The sequence below is a fragment of the Brevibacillus composti genome, from assembly GCF_016406105.1.
GTDB classification, from domain to species: domain Bacteria; phylum Bacillota; class Bacilli; order Brevibacillales; family Brevibacillaceae; genus Brevibacillus; species Brevibacillus composti.
The window spans coordinates 3,882,022-3,905,354 of sequence record NZ_CP066308.1; the positions used below are offsets into that span (position 1 = coordinate 3,882,022).

The 23,333-nt window shown below is 51.4% G+C and carries 19 protein-coding genes and 1 other RNA gene; 8 read left to right on the top strand and 12 right to left on the bottom strand.

The window, feature by feature from the left end; all coding sequences use genetic code 11:
• Positions 1-13: 13 nt before the first annotated feature.
• Positions 14-775, bottom strand: coding sequence for a restriction endonuclease (locus JD108_RS19475; protein ID WP_228728222.1), 762 nt, complete (start codon positions 773-775; stop codon positions 14-16).
• Between the two features lie 268 nt (positions 776-1,043).
• Between JD108_RS19475 and istA the strand changes: the two genes are divergently transcribed.
• Positions 1,044-2,555 carry an IS21 family transposase gene (gene istA, locus JD108_RS19480; RefSeq protein WP_198827599.1) on the top strand — a complete coding sequence of 504 codons (1,512 nt, stop codon included), beginning with the start codon at positions 1,044-1,046 and terminating at the stop codon, positions 2,553-2,555.
• Entirely contained in the window at positions 2,552-3,271 is a 720-nt protein-coding gene (gene istB, locus JD108_RS19485) for an IS21-like element helper ATPase IstB (RefSeq protein WP_198827600.1), read from the top strand. The genes istA and istB overlap by 4 nt, the downstream gene beginning before the upstream one ends.
• Positions 3,272-3,836: 565 nt before the next feature.
• Here istB and JD108_RS19490 read toward each other — a convergent pair.
• From JD108_RS19490 to JD108_RS19500, 3 genes are all read right to left on the bottom strand, one after another.
• The gene (locus tag JD108_RS19490) at positions 3,837-4,766 is read right to left on the bottom strand and encodes an IS3 family transposase (protein ID WP_005837504.1); all 930 of its coding nucleotides are present in this window, start codon (positions 4,764-4,766) and stop codon (positions 3,837-3,839) included.
• A complete protein-coding gene (locus JD108_RS19495; RefSeq protein ID WP_025848869.1) occupies positions 4,757-5,089 on the bottom strand; it encodes a transposase in 333 nt (110 codons plus the stop codon). The genes JD108_RS19490 and JD108_RS19495 overlap by 10 nt, the downstream gene beginning before the upstream one ends.
• Positions 5,090-5,349: 260 nt before the next feature.
• Complete coding sequence (locus JD108_RS19500; protein WP_228728223.1) at positions 5,350-7,053, bottom strand: IS1182 family transposase; 1,704 nt, start codon at positions 7,051-7,053, stop codon at positions 5,350-5,352.
• 330 nt (positions 7,054-7,383) lie between these two features.
• On the opposite strand from JD108_RS19500, the gene JD108_RS19505 reads away from it, so the two are divergent.
• Positions 7,384-8,235, top strand: coding sequence for a recombinase family protein (locus JD108_RS19505; RefSeq protein WP_198827601.1), 852 nt, complete (start codon positions 7,384-7,386; stop codon positions 8,233-8,235).
• A 106-nt stretch (positions 8,236-8,341) separates the two neighbouring features.
• Positions 8,342-9,946, top strand: a complete 1,605-nt coding sequence (locus JD108_RS19510) for a recombinase family protein (RefSeq protein ID WP_198827602.1) — start codon at positions 8,342-8,344, stop codon at positions 9,944-9,946.
• Between the two features lie 162 nt (positions 9,947-10,108).
• Here JD108_RS19510 and ssrA read toward each other — a convergent pair.
• From ssrA to secG, 5 genes are all read right to left on the bottom strand, one after another.
• Positions 10,109-10,464, bottom strand: a transfer-messenger RNA (tmRNA) gene (gene ssrA, locus JD108_RS19515).
• A gap of 221 nt (positions 10,465-10,685) precedes the next feature.
• Positions 10,686-11,159: an SsrA-binding protein SmpB gene (gene smpB / locus JD108_RS19520; RefSeq protein ID WP_198827603.1), complete on the bottom strand. Its 474-nt coding sequence runs from the start codon at positions 11,157-11,159 to the stop codon at positions 10,686-10,688.
• Between the two features lie 334 nt (positions 11,160-11,493).
• Positions 11,494-13,980 carry a ribonuclease R gene (rnr, locus tag JD108_RS19525; protein WP_198827604.1) on the bottom strand — a complete coding sequence of 829 codons (2,487 nt, stop codon included), beginning with the start codon at positions 13,978-13,980 and terminating at the stop codon, positions 11,494-11,496.
• Between the two features lie 171 nt (positions 13,981-14,151).
• Positions 14,152-15,564, bottom strand: a complete 1,413-nt coding sequence (gene ltrA / locus JD108_RS19530) for a group II intron reverse transcriptase/maturase (RefSeq protein ID WP_198826346.1) — start codon at positions 15,562-15,564, stop codon at positions 14,152-14,154.
• A 451-nt stretch (positions 15,565-16,015) separates the two neighbouring features.
• Entirely contained in the window at positions 16,016-16,258 is a 243-nt protein-coding gene (gene secG / locus JD108_RS19535) for a preprotein translocase subunit SecG (RefSeq protein WP_198827605.1), read from the bottom strand.
• A gap of 367 nt (positions 16,259-16,625) precedes the next feature.
• Here secG and JD108_RS19540 point away from each other — a divergent pair, with 367 nt between their 5' ends.
• Positions 16,626-17,024, top strand: coding sequence for a YqzM family protein (locus JD108_RS19540; RefSeq protein WP_198827606.1), 399 nt, complete (start codon positions 16,626-16,628; stop codon positions 17,022-17,024).
• A 122-nt stretch (positions 17,025-17,146) separates the two neighbouring features.
• On the opposite strand, the gene JD108_RS19545 is transcribed toward JD108_RS19540, so the two are convergent.
• Together JD108_RS19545 and JD108_RS19550 are read right to left on the bottom strand one after the other, a co-directional pair.
• Positions 17,147-17,398, bottom strand: coding sequence for a hypothetical protein (locus JD108_RS19545; RefSeq protein ID WP_198827607.1), 252 nt, complete (start codon positions 17,396-17,398; stop codon positions 17,147-17,149).
• Between the two features lie 195 nt (positions 17,399-17,593).
• Positions 17,594-18,619, bottom strand: a complete 1,026-nt coding sequence (locus JD108_RS19550; protein ID WP_198827608.1) for an ABC transporter substrate-binding protein — start codon at positions 18,617-18,619, stop codon at positions 17,594-17,596.
• Between the two features lie 186 nt (positions 18,620-18,805).
• Between JD108_RS19550 and JD108_RS19555 the strand changes: the two genes are divergently transcribed.
• Genes JD108_RS19555 through JD108_RS19565 form a run of 3 tightly spaced genes read left to right on the top strand, consistent with a single transcriptional unit; the run spans position 18,806 to position 21,733 of the window.
• Positions 18,806-19,816 carry a FecCD family ABC transporter permease gene (locus JD108_RS19555; protein WP_198827609.1) on the top strand — a complete coding sequence of 337 codons (1,011 nt, stop codon included), beginning with the start codon at positions 18,806-18,808 and terminating at the stop codon, positions 19,814-19,816.
• Positions 19,813-20,850, top strand: coding sequence for a FecCD family ABC transporter permease (locus tag JD108_RS19560; RefSeq protein ID WP_198827610.1), 1,038 nt, complete (start codon positions 19,813-19,815; stop codon positions 20,848-20,850). Before JD108_RS19555 ends, JD108_RS19560 begins: the two co-directional genes overlap by 4 nt.
• Before the next feature lie 40 nt (positions 20,851-20,890).
• A complete protein-coding gene (locus JD108_RS19565) occupies positions 20,891-21,733 on the top strand; it encodes an ABC transporter ATP-binding protein (RefSeq protein ID WP_198830190.1) in 843 nt (280 codons plus the stop codon).
• A gap of 211 nt (positions 21,734-21,944) precedes the next feature.
• Here the strand turns inward: JD108_RS19565 and eno are convergent, their stop codons facing one another.
• On the bottom strand, positions 21,945-23,231 hold the full coding sequence (gene eno, locus JD108_RS19570; RefSeq protein ID WP_198827611.1) for a phosphopyruvate hydratase: 1,287 nt from the start codon (positions 23,229-23,231) through the stop codon (positions 21,945-21,947).
• Between the last annotated feature and the right edge of the window lie 102 nt (positions 23,232-23,333).

The following is a 23,333-nucleotide window of genomic DNA, read 5'->3' on the forward strand; positions in this document are numbered from 1 at the left end:
GTATTAAATGCATTTACACTGGCACATATATTTTTCTAAGAGGAATCAACGCTTTTCTTTCAACTGTCATTTTTTCATACCACTCACTCACTAACTCAACCAATTCTGTTAGGTCGAGCAGTTTCACTCCATTTTGTTGAGCCACGTTTTTTGCTGACGGTGTAAAGCCACCAGTTGAAACAAACAAGCTATTTGCATTGATTGGGTTAGCCCCTAAAAGTTGTTGAATTTCGGGGCCACCCACAGCAGTTTTACGATGCTTTACTTGTACTTTTATAACTGGCTTTTCGAATCCGAAAGCATCTCGATGGGCTATGATATCCACACCGCCGTCAGGGCCTTTAGGGCTTATTCGAACCTGATACCCCATAGCCTCTAATAGACCACCGACTAAGTCTTGCATCTGCCAGGCATCAAGTTTATCAAAAGCGTCCTCAAGCATAGTTAACGCTTGTTGGATAATCATTTCATTCTCTTCACTGTTGTCATTACCATCGTGTGTAATCGCTGTTGTTGTATATCCTTGTCCCTGCAGTAAACTCTCAAATTCTTGTGCCCAACTGTCTACGCGAAATACTGTTGAAATACCCCCAAGTGTGTTTTTGGCACCTTGTGAAAGATCATCGCGTGAGATTCGCTTAGAATCCCATTGCACACCGATTACGTTTGGGTAGTAATCACTGATAATAGCAGGATTATGAGAAAATGGTTTTGTTACCGTACCAACCAGATATTCGCGTGTTTCCTTAGAGTATGTAATGATTTTATCTTCCATTTGTATTTCCCGGCTAAACTTCCAAACCTGACTTGCCCATTGAATTCGGGTTCCGGGCCTTTCATTCGTAAAAACTGCATGCGCTTTCTCAACCAGTTTCTCTCTGGTTTGATAAGATAACGGGTTCCCCAATTTACTGTTTATGGCATGATTTAAATGTACTAAATGGCAGCTAATTTATGCTCATATTAAAAAGAGCCACTTGCCAACATCTATTAAAAAACATACACTCCCCTTGGGCATAACGTTCATGGGAGGTATATAGGAGATGTTAGCAATGGCTGAAGTCAATTATATCAGACATGAAACAAACACAAAAGGTCGCTCCTACTCTTCTGTTGCAAGACAGATGAATATGGATCGCAGGACAATCAAGAAGTATTCGGAGATGGAGGATTTCAATCAGGAGGTGAAGTCTGTACAGATAAGGAAAGCCAATGTAATGGATCCGGTTAAACCAATCGTTGATCAATGGCTACTTGAAGATATGGGGAAGAAAAAGAAGTTCAGAAGAACCGCAAAGCGAATCTATACTCTTCTCGTTTCGGAACATGGATTCCAAGGCTCTGACCGTACGATTCGTGCCTATGTGGCGAAAAGGAAAGCCGCCTTATTGGACGAGAGCAATGACACTGCCTTACCGTTAGAGGCGAAGGCCGGCACAGCACAGGTAGATTTTGGGGAAGCTCCTTTTAAGCACAGGGGAAAAGAGGTCATCTTGCCCTTCCTCGTCCTCTCATTCCCTTACAGCAATTCATTCCTGTTTCAAGTGTTCCCTTCCCAAAACCGGGAGTGTTTTCTACAAGGACTGACGAACATGTTCGCCTTTCTAGAAGGCGTGCCGCATACGATCCGTTTCGATAACCTGTCACCTGCGGTGAAGAAAGTGCTGCCAAACGGGGAACGGCAAGTAACAGAGGAATTCGCTCGTTTTGTTGCCCATTATGGCTTCCAATATGAATTCTGCAATCCGGGAAGCGGAAACGAGAAAGGGCACGTGGAAGCGATGGTCAAATACATACGAAACAACTATCTGTTGCCGGAAATCCACTATGAAGACCTGTCGGTCTTGAATGAGAAGACCCTGAATTGGAGCCTGGGGGATCGGAAACGTTGCCACTATGAAAAGGATACCCTGATTGCCGAACTATATTTGGAAGACAAGGAGCGCTTCCTCCAACTGCCCGGTAAAGCGTACGAATGCGTTCGGTTCGAGCAGGTCAAAGCGGATAAATACGGAATCGTCCGTATTGACCAAAAGCAATATTCCACTTCGCCACGCTTTGCGGGACAAGCGGTCTTGGCGAAGATCTCATTTGATACGATCTCGCTTCTGAACGAGGAAAATGAAGTGATCGTACGCCACCCCAGATTATATGGGGAGACAAAGAAGTCGATGGACTGGCAACCTTATCTGACCTTGATGGCAAAGAGGCCAACCGCTTTGAAATACAGCTCATTCTACGATCAATTGCCGGAGGAATGGAAAGCCTTTTTCGGTGAATGTACAGTCGAGGAGAAACGGAATGCTCTCCAACTTTTATCCGTCATATTAAAGGAACAGGATTTCGACATATCTCTACAAGCCCTACGGATTGCATCCGAACATGGACATCCTACCACGGAATCCATCAAGCACGTCTATTATCAGCTTGTGAATGGACGAGGCATTCGAGAAACACTGTCGCTTCCGCCTTCAGTGCCATCAACTAGAAATTCAAGCAGAGGCCTCTCTCATTATGATCGGTTGATGATTATGCCAGGAGGTGAGCAGCGGTGAGAAGCCTCATTGAAGAGCATGCCAAGCGTTTGAAATTAAGTTGGATACGGGAGAATTATCACGCGGTGGAAGCTGAAACACATGAAGAATTTCTGCTCTGCTTATTCGAAAGGGAAATACAGCAACGAGAGGAACGGAAGCTCAATCTCCTTCTCAGTCAATCCTGTTTGCCGGATATATCTGGCAAGCAGCTAGAATGGCACGGTATTCATATGAATGGAAACATTACAAAGGAAGAAATCTTGCAAGGCAGGTTCATAGAGAGAAAAGAGAATTTAATCCTATATGGAGGCGTCGGGGTCGGGAAAACGCTTATGGCAGCCTTGGCAGGCTGGAACTGCATCCAAAAAAGCCAAAAACGGGTGCGCTTCTATACAGTCGCTCAACTCGTGAACAGCCTGTTAGAGGTTAACGAGAAGGGAACTCTTGGTAGGCTGTTTAAACAAATAGAGAGCCTGGATCTATTAATTCTTGATGAATTAGGCTATGTACCCCTTCACAAGCAAGGAGCAGAATTACTGTTTCAAGTGATCAATCTGTGTTATGAAAAGCGTAGTGTCATCATAACCACGAACTTACAGTTCGGCCAATGGAATCACGTTTTGGGCGATCCAATACTGACGGAAGCATTCATTGATCGTCTCATTCACTATTCGCATTTGATTGTTTTTAATCGTGATAGTTTTCGTCATAAGGATTCACTGATGAATCGATGATACCCTGGTTGGCAAGTGTGCATTTTTAATTGCCAAACGGTACATTTTCTACTTGCCAAATACAACAACCCATAGTAAGTTTTAAGAGCGTCCCACTGCATGTTGTACCTAAAGCAACCCCTCATCTGATGGATTGGGAGAACACACTTCTATTGCCTTTAAACACTGAGTTTTACCAAGATGATATTGCGGCGGCCCTTTCTCAAGATGGCTTGAAGATCGCGGGCGCGGGCCCCTATCAAGTTAGCATGACCTTCACCGGAGTATCCGCATTAAGCAAGGACGTCGATAACATGGCAAGAGCGTATCTCCCAATTCTGAAGCAACTCGGACTAAACAACAACGATATACACAACATTCGATTGTGCAAAAACGGTTTAACCCCTTAAAATTTGAGTTTTTCACCCTTATTTTCGCATTTTCATATGCTTCTTCCCTCCTTCAACCACCTAGGAGTCTAGGAAGGAAAACGCCTAGCGTCAAGGAGATCACTTGACCCCAGACGTTTTCCTTCCTGCTTGTCAGCTAGGTTGAAGTAGGGATCATTCTGCAATCCTTTGCCATACTACACTTTCACAACAAATGGTGTAATGAGTTGCAAGGCAAAGGCTTTACCAAATTCTACAGGTGATAAATCGTACAAGCTTCCATGAATCCGTCGCTGATTATAAAAGAGCAGATAGTTTGTCACGATTTCATAGGCTTCTTGATAGCTCTGAAATTCATTCCGCTGCAAACATTCTTTCTCCAAAACACTGTGAAATGACTCAATGTGAGCGTTTTTATTGGGTGTCTTTGGAGGAATTCGCTCATGCACCGTTTGGAAATGCTGACAGGCTTCTTCAAAGGCATGGCTAATAAACTGTGGACCGTTATCCGTACGGATAACAGGGCGATCATCACAATTGAATTGCTGCCGTTTCCACAAAGCACGTTGGAGAATCTGAGCAGCATGTTTTCCTTCGCAGGTCAGTCCGAAATGGTAGTCCACGATCGCTCGATCATAGACATCAATGAGACTCATCAGGAAAAAGAAACGCTGTTCTCCTACGATAAATCCGTATTTTACGTCCATCTCCCACAATTGATTCGGAGCGGTAATCTCTCGGTTGTTTGCCAACTTTCGAGGATGTTTCCTTTTCTTTTGTCGTTGTGGTTGCAGGAGTTCTTCTTCTTTCAGCAAGCGGTAAACCTTTTTCTTGTTGATGACCAGTTGGTGGTCTCGCCGTAGGCAGACGGTAAGCTTTCGATATCCATAAGCAGATTCTTCATCGGCAATCAGCTCGGATAGCCATTCTTTGATTTGTTCGTCACTGACAGGTTGTCCGTCTTTTGACAACGAATAACCGGGTATAGGTCTTCCTCCGTGATAAACGCGAGGTTTTTGGGAGGCTTTGTTTTTTCGGTAATAGTAGGTTGCTTCCAGGATGCCGACAATACGTAGCACTAGTTTGGCTGTGTACCCCAGCTGTATCCACTTGTCGGCTATTTCCATTTTGTCCGATAAGCTGGGTTCACCTTTTTTACAAGATCACGAAGGATCGCGATTTCCAAGTCCTTTTCTCCCAGTAATTTCTTCAGTTTATCATTCTCCGTTTCCAGTTCCCGAAACTCTCCTGGACTTGGTGTATAGCTTGTTACAGCTTTAGCTTCGGAAGACGTATTCTGCCAATCTGCGTGTTTGGAGTCACGTATCCATCGATACAGCATTTTAGGGTCTATCCCATGCCGTCTGGCTACTTGGCTAGCGTTTCCTACTTCGTGGGCTTCCTGGATCAATTGTTGTTTGAACTCGATTGAATAGCGTCTCCGTTGCATAAAAATATCCCCCTCTGTTCTTCTGATATCAGCTTAACAAGATAAGGGGGTATGACTCAAATCCAATTTTGGGGCTTAAAAGAAAAGAGTGCCGATCATCATGAACAGAGTATACGCTCATCGTCGTACAATAAGTGTATGCCTGTCCAACAGCGGATAATCCCTAGAGCATCAAGGGTTTAACCGCTGTTTTCGGGGTACTCATCTGCAGACATTAATAGAGATGAGCCGGTTATCGTTTCATCTGCATATTCGTTGTCCTATGGGGCTGTCCAATAAGTCCCCAAAATAAAAAGTTGGGCGGAAAAACGTAATGTTTTCCGTCCAACTTTTTTGTGCGGCTGCTTTTGCAGGAAAGTAGCGAGGCGGATGCCTGCCACTTTCAATAGATTGTGGGCCAATGCCACAATCCCAAACTCGACGTGAACCTTGTCCAGCCCCCGTAAGGAGAACCGTCGGAACGACCGGTTGCCCTTGAGGTGACCGAACACGCTTTCTACCTCCACTTTACGCCGAGCATAGATCGCGGACTTCTCGTCATCCTCAAGGGCTCTTTTGGCCTTTGCCTTTAACTCTTCCCATATCGTGTTCCAGTGTACCTGGCGATTCCCTTTTGCTTTGGTGCACGAGAGCTTGAGCGGGCAATCGCTACAATCCTCACATTCATAGATCTTGAAGCTTTGCTCCAGGCCAGAAGCGTTTTTTTTCGTCTGGTATTTCTTAAAGCGAACGTATCGACCATTCGGGCAAACAAAGCGATCATCCTGCTCTTCATACGTCCAGTTGGAAGCGTGCCGGATGTCCTTCTGGTATCGTCGGGTTTTCTCCTTCAAATAGTTGCCGTAGGGTATGAGAAACTCAAATCGCGGCTGTTTTTCTTCGCCCATCGCATACAAGTAGTTTTCCTCGCTGCCATAGCCAGCGTCGGCAATCACGGTTTTGGGCATCGGCAACGAAGACGCCGCCAATCGCTCCATATGCGGAATAAAGCATCGTGTATCCGTAGGACGCTGATGGATGCTGTAGAACAAAACAAACTGGTTTTCCGTGGCCATTTGCACATTGTAGCCTGGCTTCAGTTGGCCATTTTTCATGTGATCTTCCTTCATGCGCATAAACGTGGCGTCCGGATCGGTTTTCGAGTAGCTGTTGCGATCGCCAAAGCAGGCTTTCTGCTGCTCATACTTGGCGAAGCGAGGAAGGAAATCCTTCCGAATCTGTTTCAGCGGCCTCTTCAAGGCACTGCGCGCTTTGCGCAAGGCTTTCCGCTCTTCGCTGCCGCTGGTCTGCGTGAGCTGTTCGGTTAAGCCTTCGACTCTTTCCTCCAGCACGGCCGCTGCTTCTTCGAGCTTGGCAGGGAGCTCTTCCGGGTCTGCCGCTGCATATTCGCCAGCTTCTTGCTGCGTGAGCGTATGAATATGCGCAAGGGTGGCCTGCACCTTTTCCTTGAGCTTTTCCTCGAAGCGAAGCGTGGATTTTTTCCACACAAAAGAGTACTTGTTCGCATCGGCTTCAATCTTTGTGCCATCCAAAAAGTACTGCTCCATCGAAATGTAGTTGTCCGCGATGAGCTTGCGGATCATCGTTTCAAACAGTTCGTCCATGAACGCTTTCATGCGCACGCCGCGAAAATCGTTCAAGGTACGGAAGTCAGGCTGCTGCATCGCCGCCAGCCACATGGCCGGGAGGTTCTCACGCAACAGCTTTTCAATACCGCGGCAGGAATAAACCTTTTGTGAGTAGCCGTAAAGGATCACCTTAAGCATCATTTTGGGATGGTAGGAACTGCGGCCTCCGCCCGTGTAATGAGCAAACAACTGCTGATCCGGAATGGCTTCGATCATTTCATCAATGACACGAGCCACATGATGGGTGGGAACATACATCTCCAAATCCAGAATCATCTGAGCCTGCTTGTTGTCGTACGGTTTGAAGGTAGGGGCAAGATGTCGCGTGGGCATCATTTTTTCTTCCACATCCTGTAGAGGAAGAGCCAGTTGCATGGTATAATCATGATTAGTAGTCGTCCGATTACGCAAGAAAATCGTCCTTTCTTGAATTGGTAGTGTGGTAACTTCCATTTTACAAGAAAAGACGGTTTTTTTGTGCTTATTTTTTACATTCAACAAAAACGGGGCGCCCAGAAGTCAGTTTATGCTGACTTTCTGGACAGCCCCTTTTTTATTTTTACGCAACGACAAAGGCGGGTTGAACCATGGAGGTGAAGAAATAATCATCCACGAGATATGCATTAGTAACTCTATCTTCAAGTTTAACAAATGGAGGTAACCTTTATGAACGTCGTCACCTATCTGCGCGTATCTTCAAAACAGCAATCCGAACGTGAGTTGTCCATCCCGGCACAACGAGAAGCCATTCAACGATATGCAGATCAGAAAGGATGGACCATCGTCGAAGAGTTCGTCGATGAAAGCAAATCTGCAAAGACCGCAGATCGCCCAGCCTTCCAGCAGATGATCGCCAAAGCAAAGCAACCTCAGAAGAACTTCCAAGCCATCCTTGTCCACAAATTCGATCGTTTCAGCCGTAGTCGTGAAGATCATATCATCTACAAAGCCCTGCTCAGGAAGCAGGGTATTTTTGTGTACTCCGCGACAGAACAAACAGAACCCGACACTCCACACGGCATGTTGCTGGAAGGCATGCTGGAGGTTATCTCTGAATTCTACAACCTGAATCTGAAGAACGAGACGTTGAAGGGAATGAAGGAAAACGCATCGCGGGGATTTCACTGCGGAGGACGCATTCCATACGGGTATCGCACCATCGTCGTCGACGGACACGTTACGCTGATCCCCGGCGAACGTCATGAAGTAGAGGCCATCCACCTCATCTTCCAGCTTGCGGCAGATGGGATGGGTGGCAAAAAGATCGCACACATCCTGAATGAATACAGCCTAGCACATGCAGATGATCGTCGCTGGAGTCCATCGTCCGTCCTCTCCATTCTGGGCAACCAAGTGTACCTCGGCCACCGCATCTGGAACAAGCGCACCAAAGGTATGACGCAGTTCAAGGATGAAGATGAATGGATCATCACACCAAACAGTCACCCTCCCCTCATCAGTCAACAGCAATGGGACTCCGCCCATACAGAATTACAACGACGCAAGAAAAGTAAATAGCTTCATCCTCACTCGTTTTCAAGAGTCAGGTATCGCTCACATCGGGCATACCTGCCTTTTTTGTTTTTCAGCACTTACACCATAACCCCAAAGGAGATGTATCCAAATGAAAGTTATTATCTACGCTCGCGTATCATCCGACCATCAAGCAGAAAAAGAACTGTCTATTCCCGCTCAACTGAAGGCAATCCATAAGTTCTGCCAAGAGAAAGGATGGATAGTCGTCGGCGAATATCTCGAAAAAGGCAAATCTGCAAAGTCGGACGACCGCCCAGAGTTCCAGAAGATGATTGCGATGGCAAAGCGCCCAAATCGTCATTTCGATGCCATCGTCGTCCACAAGTTCGACCGCTTCTCTCGCAAACGTGAAGATCACATCATCTACAAAGCATTACTTCAAAAGCACGGCGTAAAGGTCATATCAGCAACGGAACAGACCGACCCAGAAACACCACACGGCATGTTGCTCGAAGTCATGCTAGAAGTCATCTCAGAGTTCTACAACGTCAATCTCGCCGCTGAAGTGAAGAAAGGCATGTCCCAGAACGCCAAACAAGGCTACAGCAACGGCGGTAATGCTCCCTATGGTTATCGCACAGAACATATCGCACTCAGCGCCAACAAAACGAAAACTGTATGGGTGCTCGGCCCTCGTGAAGAAGTAGATACGATCAAATGGATTTTCAACCAGTATGCTCAGGAGGGATTGGGTTACAAGGCAATCGCTACCCTGCTCAACCAGAAAGGCGTTCCTACGCTGAAAGGCGGCAAATGGTCTGCAAGTACGATCCGCGCCATCATCTTCAATGAATCCTACATCGGACGCCGAGTATGGAACAAGCAGGACTACCAGACAAAGGGCAAGAAGTGGAAAGATCGCTCTGAATGGATCATCACGGAGAACGCCCATCCGTCGATCATCACCAAGGAACTGTTCGACAGATGCCAAGAGATGGCGAAGAAGCGTCACAATGGCGGCGGACAAGTGCATAATCCGTTCCAGATCAAACCACACTCCCCTTTCTGGTTGCGCGGCATCATGTACTGCGACAGATGCGGAAGCAAAATGGTCGGCAACTCCAATTCTTCTCGTCAGAAAGGCGGTGGACAGCGCTACTACACTTGCGGAGGTTATCAGCGCCATGGGAAGGATTATTGCACTTACGTCGGATGGCGAAAAGAACGTGTGGAAGAGATCGTATCGGCCAAACTGAGGAATGCTCTGCTCCGTCTGTCCCTTGAAGACAATCATCTGGAGGAAGAAATCAGACGATACCATGCAGATCAAAACAAAAATGTCTTCATGCAGATATCTTCACTGGAAACGGAGATCAACTTCTTGCAAAAACGTATCGAAACGATGGAACAAGACATCCGTACAGGAAAAGGCAAACCATACTACGCCGATATGATCTTTGAGATGCAACAGGAGCTTACGGACAACCAGAATGAGTACTCGGCTCTTTCCGGTTCCGTGCAGTCCTTAATCCTCCCTGAGCAGTACATTGACTCCGTGAAGTACGATGTGCAGACGCTGATCGCTCTGTTGGACAAAGTATCCAATCCTGAGAGCATCCATCAACTGGTCGCCAAATACGTCAGCAGGGTTTTCATCCAGCGAGAAACCAAGGTGATCCACATCATCATGCAGTTCAAATCAGGCGATGCCATACTATATGAAAAAACCGTCGTAGCTGAATACACAGCGTAACCATTGCGCTAACCGACTCGAAGAGAACACGAGGTTCCTCGCTATACATCGACAGCTCATCGAAAAACCATTCATATCAAGACATCAAAAGCCGTCCTGTATAGCGAGGACGTCAAAAGCACAAAAAAACCACCCTCATCAGGTGGTATCCTCGCATATGTATGGTGGAGGCGGGGGGATTCGAACCCCCGTCCGAAAACAGCGATACATAAGCATCTCCGAGCGCAGTCACTCATTTACATTTCGGTACTGGATTCGCGGAGTGACGCGCTGACCCAGCACCTAGCCTGATTGGTCTTCTTCCTTTGGCCCCAGACGGAGGCCTCCGGCGTAGCCCGTTAAAGTTGAGCCCTATCCACGGCACACGGGCCGATGCAGTGGGAGAGCCTCACTGGTTATTAAGCAGCGAGAGAAAGTTGTTTGTTGCCAGTTAATGGCGTTTGCGTTGATGACGAGGTCCGCAACCCCCCGGCTCGCTTCTTATGCTCTACCATCCCCGTCGAATCCAGAACGCCCCCAGGATGGAAAAGATCGCGTCACCGATTAGGTGAACGGCGATGTTGGTTCAAAAACACCCACCAGATAAAAAAAGCCCAGGCGAAATCGAGAATCGGTTCCACACCCGGACGTATTGACTCACATCATCACTCATTGCTTCTTTACTATAGCATATGGATGATGTGTTTCTCAACGTAGGTTTGTGGCAGCCTTGCCAGAGTACGCCAACTGGTGTTTTCAGCTACACCTTCTGCCGCTCCCGCAGCGCGCGCTCCACTTCCCGCGCGGCATCCTTTTTCTTCAGATCCTCGCGCTTGTCGTAGTTCTTCTTCCCTTTGACCAGCGCCAGCTCCACCTTGGCCCAGCCGCCCTTGAGGTAGATGCTGAGCGGGACGAGCGAATAGCCGCGCTCCCGGGTGAGGCTGTTCAGCTTCAGGATCTCCAGACGATGCAGCAGCAGCTTGCGCGTCCGCTCCGGCTCGTGATTGAAGCGGTTCCCCTGGTCATACGGGCTGATGTGCACATTGTAGAGCAGCATTTCGCCATTTTGTATGCGGGCAAAGCTGTCCTTGAGCTGCACGCGTCCGGCCCGCACCGATTTGATCTCCGTCCCCGTCAGGGCAATGCCTGCTTCGTAGACTTCCTCGATGTGGTAATCGTGGCGAGCTTTCCGGTTTTGCGCCAGCGTTTTGACACCTGTTTTGGGTTTTGACATGGAGATCACCTCGCTTCTGGCATAGCTTGAATTAAAAAATATGGTAACAGTTAGTCTAGCAAAAAAACGAATGAGAGGCAAGAGAAAATTCAGGGGATACAGTGGAGTCAGCGGGCGACGAGACCGCGAAGAAGTTCGACCTCCCGGCCACAGTGATACCAGTTGGAATGCTTGACCACCCCTCGTTTGCTTACCCACATGGAAACGAACAGACGGCGGTGTCTCTCGCTCCGGCACCGGCTCTCCCATCTCAGGCTGCCCGTTCCGTTTTCACCGCCGTCATTCCAACCTTTTCCGCCTTCTCTTTTACGTTAAACTGTTTGAGCGCTCCAAATTACCGCCGTTTCCTCTTCGCCTGCCCGGCCACGTTCTTCCGCTTTTTCTTTTTGGAGCGAACCAGGTCCTCCCAGAAAGCCTTCTCGCGCGGTGCGGCCTGTTCTGCTTCCCCGATCGGGATGACGGATTCTCCGTGGGTTCCCGCTCCGGTTGCGGCCGGGTTGTCGTTGACCCGGTAGGTCTTGGCTCCGCTCTCCTTTTGCTTTTTGCGGAAAGCAGCCGGATGCAGCTCGCGTCTCGCTGCCGGCTCCTTTATGGCGGTGCGCTCCTGCTTGGTGCGGCGGCCCGGCCGCTCTTTGCCGTTGCGTTTGCCCCGGCCTTCGATCACCTTGGGGCCGCGTTCCCGGCCGCGGAAGCCTCCTGACTTTTTCATCCCGACGATTTCAAAGTCGATGGCGCGCTCGTCTACGTTTACATTGGAGACGCGCACCTGCACGACATCCCCGATGCGGAACTGCTTGCCGGTCCGCTCCCCGATCAGGGCGTAGGCTTTTTCGTGGTAATGGTAATAGTCGTCCGTCAAAAAGCTGACGTGCACGAGGCCCTCAATCGTATTGGGCAGCTCGACGAAAATCCCAAACGACGTGACACCGGAGATGACCCCTTCGAATTCCTCGCCGATCCGCTCCAGCATGAATTCCGCTTTCTTGAGATCATCCGTCTCCCGCTCCGCGTCGACGGCCAGACGCTCGCGCTGGGAGCAGTGATCCGCGATGACGGGCATCTGTTCCTGCCAGTGGGCCAGCCGCTTCTCCGACAGATCGCCTTCCAGCGACTCGCGAATGCGGCGATGCACGATCAGGTCGGGGTAGCGGCGAATGGGAGACGTAAAGTGCGTGTAAAACTCCGTGGCCAGCCCGTAGTGGCCGAGGCTTTCCGCGTCATAACGCGCCTGCTTCATCGAGCGCAGCATCACCGTGCTGATAATGATTTCTTCCGGCGTCCCTTTTACTTCCTCCAAAAGCTGCTGCAGGGCGCGGGGATGAACGGTATTGCCCTTCCCCCGGATGCTGTAGCCAAAGTTGGTGATGAACTCCATGAATGCCTGCAGTTTTTCCTCTTTGGGATCTTCGTGCACCCGGTAAATAAACGGCTGCTTCATCCAGTGGAAATGCTCGGCCACGGTCTCATTGGCGGCCAGCATAAATTCCTCAATGATGCTCTCGGCAATCGAGCGTTCCCGGAAGCCGATATCGGTCGGGGTGCCCTCTTCGTTGACGTAAATCTTGGCTTCCCGGAAATCGAAATCGATGGCTCCGCGTCTCATCCGTCTGGTGCGCAGCTTGCGGGCCAGCTCCTCCATTTTGCGGAACATCGGGACCAGCTCTTCGTACTTGGCGATGAGCTCTTCGTCATTGTCTTCGAGGATTTTGCGGATATCCGCATAGGTCATCCGCTCATTCGTGCGAATCACGCTGAGGAAAATATCGTATTTCACGACATTGGCCTCGGCATCCATCTCCATGTCGCAGCTGATCGTCAGGCGGTCCACCTTGGGATTGAGACTGCAGATCCCGTTGGACAAGCGATGCGGCAGCATGGGGATGACCCGGTCCACGAGGTAGACGCTCGTGCCGCGCCGGTAGGCTTCCTGATCCAGCGGCGAATTTTCCCGGACGTAATAGCTGACGTCGGCGATGTGGACGCCGAGCCGGTAATGGCCGTTGGGCAATACCTCTACGGACACGGCATCGTCCAGGTCTTTGGCATCTGCGCCGTCGATGGTGACCATCATGCGGTCGCGCAGATCGCGCCTGCCCCTGATCTCTTCTTCGGAGATCTCATCCGGTGCCGCCTCCGCCTCCGCCAGCACATCCGCAGGGAAAGCCTCCGGCAGACCGAATTTGCGAATGATCGAGAGGATGTCGACGCCCGGATCGTTTTTATGACCCAGGATCTCGACTACTTCCCCCTCGGGATTGACGCGCCCTTCCGGATAGCGGACGATTTTCACCACGACTTTATGGCCGTCCACCGCTCCGTTATAGGCCTCTTTGGGGATAAAGATATCTTTGCCGATGCGCTTTTCATCCGGGATGACAAAAGCGTAATGGGTCTCATCCTTAAACGTTCCCACAACTTCGGTGATGCCCCGTTGTACGACGCGAATGATCCGGCCCTCCGAATGATTCCCGCCGCTGATTTTTTCCAGCCTGACCAGGACGGTATCGCCGTGCAGGGCGCCATTCATGTCGTTGGCATGCACGTAGATGTCTTCCTGGTCGGGGTTTTCCGTGATCACGAAGCCAAATCCTTTGGGGTGGTTTTGCAGCCGCCCCCGAATCAAGTTCATTTTTTCCGGAATGCCATAACGGTTCGTCCTCGTCCGGACGATCTCGCCGCTGTCTTCCAGTTGATTTAAGGTCTTGACCAATTCCTTGAACGCATCCGCATCCTGGATGCCGAACGCCTGCTCCAGCTCCTGCACCGTCATCGGGTGATAAGCCTGCTCGCGCATAAACGCGAGTATTTCTTGTTCTTTCATACGACCCCTCCTCTGCCGCGAATACATATCTCGCCAGCTTCTCTTCCTATGTAGTATTCGCCGCTCGGGCCCACGGCAAACCAAATAATCGGGTAGGGGGCTACCCATTAGTTGAGTAGCCGACCTCCCACACCACCGTACGTACCGTTCGGTATACGGCGGTTCCTTAGTTCACGCAGTCACTTGTCGATAATAATCTGAGAAGAAAAGAAATCCGAGGCCTTTAATGGTGTTGTTATCGAGGGCTTTCGCGAGGATGGGGCTATTGGAGATTCTCCAGTAGCTCTTTCTTGTATTTGCGTATTCCCATGCCTTGAACTTTGGGATTCCAAACGAGATCAGCTTTTCGAATTTTGTCCTTATTCGTTTCCATTGTTTCCAGTAGATCATTCGAATCCTTCTTCTCATCCATTCATCCGTTGTTTGGAGCAGGTTCTTCATATCCGCAATCTTGAAGTAGTTGACCCATCCCATGATATAGCGTCTGAGCCTTTCGGCTCTCTCTTCATTTCCCATGCCATTGCTTCTTGCGGTTAGTTCCTTCACTCTTGTTTTCATTTTGGCGATGGATTTGGGATGGATGCGGACTTTCACTTGCCCTCGTTGGTTGTAGAATGAGAATCCCAGAAACTTCACTCGAATGGCTAGGTCCACCACGGTTTTCTCCCGATTTACTTTTAGGAACAGCTTCTTTTCAATGTAGGGGAGAATGTTGGTTAGTGTCCGTTCGGCACTTCGTCTGCTCTTGCAGAAGATGAGTAAATCATCTGCGTATCGCACAAACTTGTGTCCTCTCTTCTCCAGCTCCTTGTCCAACTCATTCAGCATGATATTACTGAGAATTGGACTCAGATTCCCGCCCTGCGGTACGCCGACTTCTGTTTCCTCAAACTTGTGCTTCACGACAACTCCTGCCCGAAGATATTTATGAATTAGTGAAATGACTCGTCCGTCCTTAATCGTTCTTGAGAGTACTTCAATGAGCTTGCTTTGGTTGACGGTGTCAAAGTATTTCTCTAGATCCATATCCACAACATAGCGGTAGCCTTCCTGAATATATTGCTGGCTGCGCCTTATGGCTTGGTGGGCACTTCGTTTGGGTCGGAACCCGAAGCTGTTGTCCGAGAACTGTTGCTCATAGATCGGCGTGAGCATTTGTGCAATTGCCTGCTGGATTACTCGATCAACCACCGTTGGGATGCCCAGGTTTCTTTTCTTTCCGTTCTCTTTTGGGATTTCTACCCTTCGAACGGGATTTGGGCGATATCTGCCCGCCAGGATTTGTTCCTTGATGGTTTCACCGTTTTCTTTGAGATATTGTAGAAGTTCATCTACGCCCATCCCGTCGATTCCGTGTGAACCTTTATTCGCTTTGACTCTTTTGAACGCTTCGTTCAAATTGTCTCTGCTTATGATTTTCTCAAGTAACCTTTCCTTCGACTCGTTTGCGTTGGTGTCGTCGGTTTCAGCTATCCTCTCAGGAACGTGCACTCCCGCATATCCTTCGTGTTCCGCACTATTCTTTTGCGGTGAGCCTTCCGTTGGAAGTTGGCTGCCCTTATCTCCTGTTTCGGTAACATTCATTGACGACCACCTCCTAAGGTTCAGCCCTTCCCTCAAGCCGTCGACTGCTCGAGGTACTATGGCGTCTGCTGACTTCTCATGATAAATCTTGTTTCAACCGTGATTCGAATGTCATCTTCTCACGTCCATGAGACCTCCCACGGTAAGACGACTCACTTTCCTCCCATATACCCGCATCATTTACACCGGAATGTCCGTGTAGTGTATTGGACTTTGCTTTGTCTCGCAAGCTTGTCCCATTCCATATGCCTGATGATGTTCGTGTTCCTCGGGCCGGGATTTTGCCTCCAGCTTCCTTCAGATTCCACCTCACGGTGGACACCCTTGCTCTTGGCTAGTGGTTGGCCACTACCAGCCCCCACAGCGGACTTTCACCGCCTAGTTAGTCGCCATGCGTGGCGCACGAGAAAAAGACAGCAAGGAACCCTTGCTGTCTCACGAGAATCGAGCCTTACGCTCCGCTTTTTAAGAAATAACCCAACAAGATTGAGAAAATCATAAACAAGGTAGCGAAGACAACAGTCAGCTTGTTCAGCAGCGCGTCGATCCCGCGTGCTTTTTGCTTGCCCATCAATTGTTCCGCACCGCCGCCAATCGCACCGGAGAGACCGGCACTTTTTCCAGATTGGAGCAACACGACGATAATCAATCCGATACTCGCGATGATCAGTAGAATTTTCGCAGCCAATGCCATTTTTATTCACCTCAAGACGTATTTCCAAGGCGTAAGAAACCCAATTCATGAACACTCTATGGATGAGTGTCTCCATGCCTTTTTTCGTAAGCGTGTCCAGCCTGTATCCATCATATGCTCTCGACTGAGCACAAAAACACTACAAACTAGCATACCTACTTTACCATAAATGGCCGTCTTCTTCAACCCGCTTTGCGCAAACAGATGCCCCCATTGTCTCCGATGTACGGAAATATGCCAAAACCTTGGTCATTTGATGGTAATTGTGTACTTTCTTTGTCGGTTTTCCCGTTTCCTTGCAACCGTCACGGTTTTGCCGTAAAATTGCTTGTATATTGCTATACTCGCCCAGGGAGGTCTTTGTCAGATGGCTGGTTCCAATAACAAAAAGAATATGAATCAAAACGACGTAATTGATTCCGCGAAGGCCTTTTTTACTTCGTTTGGTATCTTGTTCCTTGTTTTCCTCATCGCACTTGTAGGTTCTGCTATCTTCCCACCGCAACAGGGCGGTCAGGCTACCGGTGAAGGCGGCGCAACTGCCAATATCGATCCTGCCAACGTGTTTGCACAAAACTGCGCTTCCTGCCACGGCCAAAACCTCGAAGGTATCGCAGCACCGGCTCTGACCAACGTAGGAAGCACGTACAGCGCCGAAGACATCGCCAAAATCATCAAAGAAGGAAAAGGCGGCATGCCTCCTGGCCTTCTGAAGAAGCAGCCTGAAATTCAAGCCGTTGCACAATGGCTGGCAGAGCATAAATAAGTACATAGTCATCGTGCAAAGAAAAACACCGGAGCGCTCGCGGCTTCGGTGTTTTTTCTGTCTCGTGGGCCTCCTCCCTCGGCCGTGCATGACGAGCCGGGGGAATCCCTCGCGTGTTTCTTTTATTCTTCCTTTGTCTCCCCATGCTCTTCTTTGTTCTTCTTCCAGTGCGTATACAAGCCGTGTATGCCCAGCGTCAGGAAGCAGCCCGCAGAAATCAGGTGCAAGCCAAACTGAAACCATACCCGGCGATAGTCCGGCCCATTTCCGATCGGCCCCACTTTCGGCTGGTAGGCCGACCACACGGCCCACACGGCAAATACCAGCATGAGGCTCGCCGAGCAGACCAACAAAATCGCTCGCCGCTTTGACATGGCACGCGCCCCCTGTCCTCCCCTGTTCCTGCTCCGATTCCATCCTTCACGTTTCAGTCCCTGCCATTTTACCATCTGGCTCCCGATGTGTCGCTTCTTCATTTCCATAAAAAAAGCTGCCAGAATGAAATTCTGACAGCCGCAGCTTGTATCCTGACGGCAAGCATCGCTCTCCGTTATTTGTTGAACCGTGCCTTACTGGCCGATAATGTATTTCTCCAGCTCATCCAGCACCAGGTTGGCGCAGATGACCCCGCCCGAGGTATTCCATACGACGTCATCCACTTTAAAGGCCTTGTTGTTTTTCACGACATTCAGGTTTTTCCACAGAGAGTCGTTGGTCCATTCCTGTTCCAGCTTGCTCGCTTGTCCGTCGCCGGTCTCGTAGGAGAAGTAGAACATGATGTCGCCGTCCATTTCCGGAATGCGCTCTTTGGTGACCTCAGCGGCAAATTCATCTTTATCCTGCGCAGCCGGACGAGCGACGCCCAGGTCTTTCAAAATCGTGCCCAGGAAGGTGTCTTTGTAGTAAATGCGCACACGTCCCGGCATAAAGCGTACGATCGATACTTGTGTGTTCAGCTTGTCGCCTGCTTTTACTTTGAAGTCTTCGACGCGCTTGTTCCAATCGGCAATGACCTGCTCGCCTTCCGCTTTTTTGTTGACCGCTTCGGCATAGAGCATAAAGTTTTCTTTCCAGTCACCACGCGGCTCTTCCACGAATACGGTAGGGGCGATCGCCTTCAGCTGTTCGTAGATTTTCTCGTGACGGAATTTCATCCCCAGGATCAGGTCCGGTTTCAAAGCCATGATCGCTTCCAGGTTAGGCTGGGACTCGGAGCCCACCAGTTGAGTACCTTCGAGGAACGGTTTGACTGGCTCGTAGAACTGTGTCGGATCGGTAAAGGAACCGACGGCTCCGACCGGTTTTACGCCCAGTTTCACCAGTGTCTCGACTCCTTGCGCTGTCAGCATCACGACACGCTGCGGCGTGCCCTTGATTTCGGTCTCGCCCATCGCGTGCTTGACTACATAAGACTCGGAAGCGCCGCCCGCAGCATTGCCTGCCGGCTGTTCAGCTGGCTTTTGTTCAGCCGGCTTTTGTTCAGCCGGCTTTTGCTCGGCCTGTTGACCGCCGCAGCCGGTGACGATCAAGAGGAGGGCCATGATCAGCGAAAAGAACATCTTCCCCCGCGTATGTTTGTATGTACGTTGAAACATGATAAATGACTCCCTTCAGCTCGTAAATGAGAATGCGTATCACTGTCACTGTTTATCCTACAACCTGTTGCCCGAACAAGTCAACAAGAAAATGATAATGAATCTCAAAATCATTGACAAGATTTTTCCCTGCCCCTACACTTATGTTGATACAGACTGATTATCACGCTAAGGATGAAAGATTATATGAAAGCTATCCTATCGGCTACTTCCGCCAAATGGCTTGGCGTTGCCCTCTTCCTCCTGCTGCTGGCGTATCTAGGGTTCGCCAGCCTGGTCTTCGGGATCGTGGAAACGAGCTGGCATACCGTCATCGACGCTTATACCCAATTTGACGGCTCCAATGAACATATCATTATTAAGGAAGTGCGTGTCCCTCGCGTGCTGAATGCGCTGGCCGTCGGCATCTGCCTCGGGATCGCCGGGACGCTCCTGCAATCCCTGACCCGCAATCCCATCGCCGATGTCGAGCTGTTCGGGCTGAATGCCGGGGCTGCCTTCTTCGTCGTCGTCGCGATTACCTTTTTCGGCATCAGCTCCCTGACGCAGTTTACCTGGATCGCCTTTCTCGGCTCCGCCGTGAGCGGTGCGATCGTCTACCTCTTGGGCTCGCTGGGACGAGACGGAATGACCCCCGTCAAGCTCACTTTGGCCGGGGCCGCCATCACTGCGTTGGCCGCTTCCGCCCGTCACGGGATGATGGTGCTGAACGAAAAATCGGTTGACGAGGTGCTGTTCTGGCTGTCCGGTTCCGTCGGCGGCCGGAAGCTGGAGTTTTTGGAATCGGTCTTTCCCTACATGCTGTTCGCCTGGGTACTGGCCTTTTTGCTGGTGCGGCCGATTCAAACCCTGCTGATGGGCGATGACGTGGCCAAAGGTCTCGGTCAGCGCACCGTCCTGGTCAAACTGGCGGCTGGTGCAGCCATCGTGCTGCTCTCCGGCAGCTCCGTAGCCGTCGCCGGACCGATCGGCTTCGTCGGGCTGGTCACGCCCCATCTCGCCCGTTTTCTCGTCGGGATCGAGACGCGCTGGGTGATGCTCTACAGCGGCCTTTTGGGGGCAGCCCTTCTGCTCGCCGCAGATATCGCCGCCCGCTTCATCGCCAAGCCAGCCGAGGTGCCCATCGGCGTCATGACCGCCCTGATCGGCATTCCCTTCTTCATTTACGTCGCACGAAAGGGGCTGGACAAAGGATGAGAGGCTACCTGACTTTGCGCCCCGGCAAGCGCTTTTCGTCTTTTCATTTGCATAAAAAAACAATCTGGGTGACAGCGGCCGCCGCTCTCCTCACCTTCGCCGCGGCTGTCATCAGTCTGGGCATGGGAGAGATCAAGCTCTCCCCCCTCGATGTCCTGAAGGTGCTGATCGGCATCGGCGACGAGCAGTCTTCTCTGGTCGTGTGGCAGTTCCGCATGCCGCGCATCTTCGTCGGCTTTCTGGTCGGAGCGGCTCTGGCCGCAGCCGGTGCCATCATGCAAGGGGTCGTGCGCAATCCCCTGGCCGCTCCGGACATCCTCGGCGTCTCCGGCGGCGCATCGGTAGCCGCTGTTGCCTTCCTGTTGTTCTTTGAAACGGTCAGTATCAAATGGCTGCCTCCCGTCGCTTTTCTGGGCGCTACCCTGATCATGTTCCTGCTGTACGCACTGGCTTGGAAAAAGGGAGTCACCCCGCTGCGGCTGGTGCTGATCGGTGTCGGTCTCAAGATCGCGGCCAGCGCTGTCGTGACCATGCTGATCACATTCAGTCCGTTCCTGCTGCAAAACAAGGCCATTCTCTGGCTGACCGGGAGCATCTACGGGGTGTCCTGGTCCGACGCGCGCATGATCCTGCCCTGGACGGTCGGTCTGATCCTCCTCGCCGCGCTAATGGCCAGACGGGTCAACATCCAGCAGCTCGGGGACGACATCTCCAAGAGCCTGGGAAGCGCCGTCCAGCGCGACCGCTTTTTCCTGCTTCTGATCTGCGCAGCGCTGACCGGGACAGCCGTCTCCGTGGGTGGAGAGATCAGCTTCGTCGCTCTCCTGGCGCCGCATATCGCCAAACAGCTGGTCGGCCCGTCCTTTGGCCATGCGCTGCCCTTGTCCGCGCTGATTGGCGCCATGATCGTGCTCTTGGCAGATTTGGTTGCCCGCGTGGCTTTTTCGCCGATTGACGTGCCTGTCGGTGTCTTTACATCCGCTGTCGGCGCACCGTTTTTCATCTTTTTGCTGTACAGAAACCGCCATCGGTAATCGGATCGTTACACAGAAACCAAAGGAGCCCGTGATGATCGTGCATGCCCTGGAGACCCGAGAACTCACGCTGTCTTACGGAGAGCGGAATATTATTGAATCGCTCAATCTGGCCGTCCCCCGCGGCAAAATCACCGTCTTTATCGGCAGCAACGGCTGCGGGAAATCGACGCTGCTCCGCTCCCTCGCCCGTCTGCTGAAGCCCAAGGAAGGGGCGATTCTGCTGGACGGCGAAGCCATAGCCAAGCGTCCGACCAAGGAAGTAGCCAAACGGCTGGCGATCCTTCCCCAAGGGCCGGTCGCGCCGGAAGGCTTGACCGTGCTGCAGCTGGTCAAACAAGGACGCTATCCCCATCAAAGCTGGCTGCAGCAATGGTCGGAAGAGGACGAAAAGATGGTGAAAAAAGCGCTGGAGGCCACCCAGCTCACCTCCCTGGCCGACCGCGAAGTGGATTCGCTCTCCGGCGGCCAACGTCAGCGGGCTTGGATCGCCATGACCTTAGCCCAGGGGACGGAGACCATCCTGCTGGACGAACCGACTACCTACCTGGACATGTCGCACCAGATCGAGATTCTCGACCTGCTCTACGAATTGAACCAGACGGAGCAGCGGACGATTGTGATGGTGCTGCACGACCTGAACCTCGCCTGCCGCTACGCCGACCACATCGTCGCCGTACATGACCGCAGCGTGGTGGCGGAAGGACATCCGCATGCCATCATGACCGAGGAGCTCGTCCGCCGGGTCTTCCAGATGGACTGCCAGATTACCCGCGACCCCATTTACGGCACGCCGATGTGCATCCCGTTCAGCAAAAGCCGGTTGGCTGCAAAGACATCGGCCGCACCGCAAGAAGAGCAGAAAATCGCCGTGCATGTATAGATCACCCCATATACGGATTAGAAGGCCCAGAGCGAAAACTCCGGGCCTTTTTGCGTAAGCGGATGGCTGCCGTTCCCCGCAATAACTGCCGTTCCCCAGGCGATGTCAGGTGCAATCGCTTGCGTTTGCACCAGCATGATCGAAAAAAAGCCCGCCCCGCTGCTTTCGCAAGCGGGAACGGACTTCTCGGATCCCCGTGATACACTTATCTTTATTTCTTCAGGTTGTAGAATGCAGCCTGGCCGCCAAAGCGCCCGGTATCGCCCAGCTCATCCTCAATGCGCAGGAGCTGGTTGTACTTCGCGACACGGTCGGTGCGGGAAGGTGCGCCTGTCTTGATTTGACCTGCATTGGTCGCCACCGCGATATCGGAGATGGTGGAGTCCTCCGTCTCGCCGGAACGGTGGGAGATGACAGCCGTATAGCCGGCGCGTTTGGCCATCTCGATCGCGTCGAAAGTCTCGGTCAGCGTCCCGATCTGGTTTACTTTCACCAGAATGGAGTTGCCTGTCGAGGTCTTGATGCCTTGTGCCAGACGCTCGGTGTTGGTTACGAACAGGTCGTCGCCGACGAGCTGCACTTTGCTACCCAGTCGATCCGTCAGCTTCTTCCAGCCGTCCCAGTCGTCTTCGGAGAGGCCGTCTTCGATGGAGATGATCGGGTACTTGCTGACGAGCGCCTCGTAGAAGGCGATCATTTCATCGGTGCTCTTCACGACGCCTTCGCCTTCGAAGTGGTAGCTGCCGTCCTTGTACATTTCCGTAGCGGCCACGTCGAGGGCCAGGAATACGTCTTTGCCCGGCTCGTAGCCTGCATTTTTGATCGCTTCCAGAATCGTGGTGATCGCTTCTTCGTTGGACTTCAGGTTAGGCGCGAAGCCGCCCTCATCGCCGACAGCCGTGCTCAAGCCTTTGTCGTGCAATACTTTTTTCAGCGCATGGAAAATTTCCGCTCCGGTGCGCAGCGCTTCTTTGAACGAAGCCGCTCCCACAGGCATGACCATGAATTCCTGGATGTCCACGGTGTTGTCTGCGTGCTTGCCGCCGTTCAGGATGTTCATCATCGGAACAGGGAGCGTTTTTGCATTGAAGCCGCCCAGGTAGTTGTACAGGGAAACGCCCGCAGACTCAGCCGCCGCGCGAGCGACAGCCATCGAGACGCCGAGGATCGCGTTTGCCCCCAGCTTTGCTTTGTTTGGCGTGCCGTCCAGTTGGATCATCGCCATGTCGACGCCTACTTGATCCATGGCATCCATGCCGATCAGCTCAGGTGCGATGATTTCGTTTACATTTTCTACTGCCTTCAGTACGCCTTTGCCCAGGTAGCGGGACTTGTCGCCGTCGCGAAGCTCCACCGCTTCATATGCACCGGTAGAGGCGCCCGACGGAACCGCCGCACGGCCCATCGAACCGTCCTCGAGATACACTTCCACCTCGACAGTGGGATTTCCGCGGGAGTCCATGATTTCGCGTGCGTATACATCCGTGATCATTGCCATTAGCCATCCATCTCCTTATGCTCGGTTCTCGATCATGACGAATCTGTTGTACACATACATTCATACCTATATCCAAGCCATTTGGTCAAGCCATTGTTTCGG

Excerpts from the sequence above, each read along its gene's own strand:
- JD108_RS19510 (WP_198827602.1), top strand. The coding sequence starts at position 8,342 with ATGAAAGTTATTATCTACGCTCGCGTATCATCCGACCATCAAGCAGAA.
- JD108_RS19545 (WP_198827607.1), bottom strand. The coding sequence starts at position 17,398 with ATGTCAAAGCGGCGAGCGATTTTGTTGGTCTGCTCGGCGAGCCTCATG.
- JD108_RS19500 (WP_228728223.1), bottom strand. The coding sequence starts at position 7,053 with ATGATGCCCACGCGACATCTTGCCCCTACCTTCAAACCGTACGACAAC.
- JD108_RS19495 (WP_025848869.1), bottom strand. The coding sequence starts at position 5,089 with ATGCAACGGAGACGCTATTCAATCGAGTTCAAACAACAATTGATCCAG.
- JD108_RS19540 (WP_198827606.1), top strand. The coding sequence starts at position 16,626 with ATGGCTGGTTCCAATAACAAAAAGAATATGAATCAAAACGACGTAATT.
- JD108_RS19490 (WP_005837504.1), bottom strand. The coding sequence starts at position 4,766 with ATGGAAATAGCCGACAAGTGGATACAGCTGGGGTACACAGCCAAACTA.
- ltrA (WP_198826346.1), bottom strand. The coding sequence starts at position 15,564 with ATGAATGTTACCGAAACAGGAGATAAGGGCAGCCAACTTCCAACGGAA.
- eno (WP_198827611.1), bottom strand. The coding sequence starts at position 23,231 with ATGGCAATGATCACGGATGTATACGCACGCGAAATCATGGACTCCCGC.
- smpB (WP_198827603.1), bottom strand. The coding sequence starts at position 11,159 with ATGTCAAAACCCAAAACAGGTGTCAAAACGCTGGCGCAAAACCGGAAA.
- JD108_RS19475 (WP_228728222.1), bottom strand. The coding sequence starts at position 775 with ATGGAAGATAAAATCATTACATACTCTAAGGAAACACGCGAATATCTG.
- JD108_RS19560 (WP_198827610.1), top strand. The coding sequence starts at position 19,813 with ATGAGAGGCTACCTGACTTTGCGCCCCGGCAAGCGCTTTTCGTCTTTT.
- JD108_RS19550 (WP_198827608.1), bottom strand. The coding sequence starts at position 18,619 with ATGTTTCAACGTACATACAAACATACGCGGGGGAAGATGTTCTTTTCG.
- JD108_RS19505 (WP_198827601.1), top strand. The coding sequence starts at position 7,384 with ATGAACGTCGTCACCTATCTGCGCGTATCTTCAAAACAGCAATCCGAA.
- JD108_RS19555 (WP_198827609.1), top strand. The coding sequence starts at position 18,806 with ATGAAAGCTATCCTATCGGCTACTTCCGCCAAATGGCTTGGCGTTGCC.
- istA (WP_198827599.1), top strand. The coding sequence starts at position 1,044 with ATGTTAGCAATGGCTGAAGTCAATTATATCAGACATGAAACAAACACA.
- secG (WP_198827605.1), bottom strand. The coding sequence starts at position 16,258 with ATGGCATTGGCTGCGAAAATTCTACTGATCATCGCGAGTATCGGATTG.
- rnr (WP_198827604.1), bottom strand. The coding sequence starts at position 13,980 with ATGAAAGAACAAGAAATACTCGCGTTTATGCGCGAGCAGGCTTATCAC.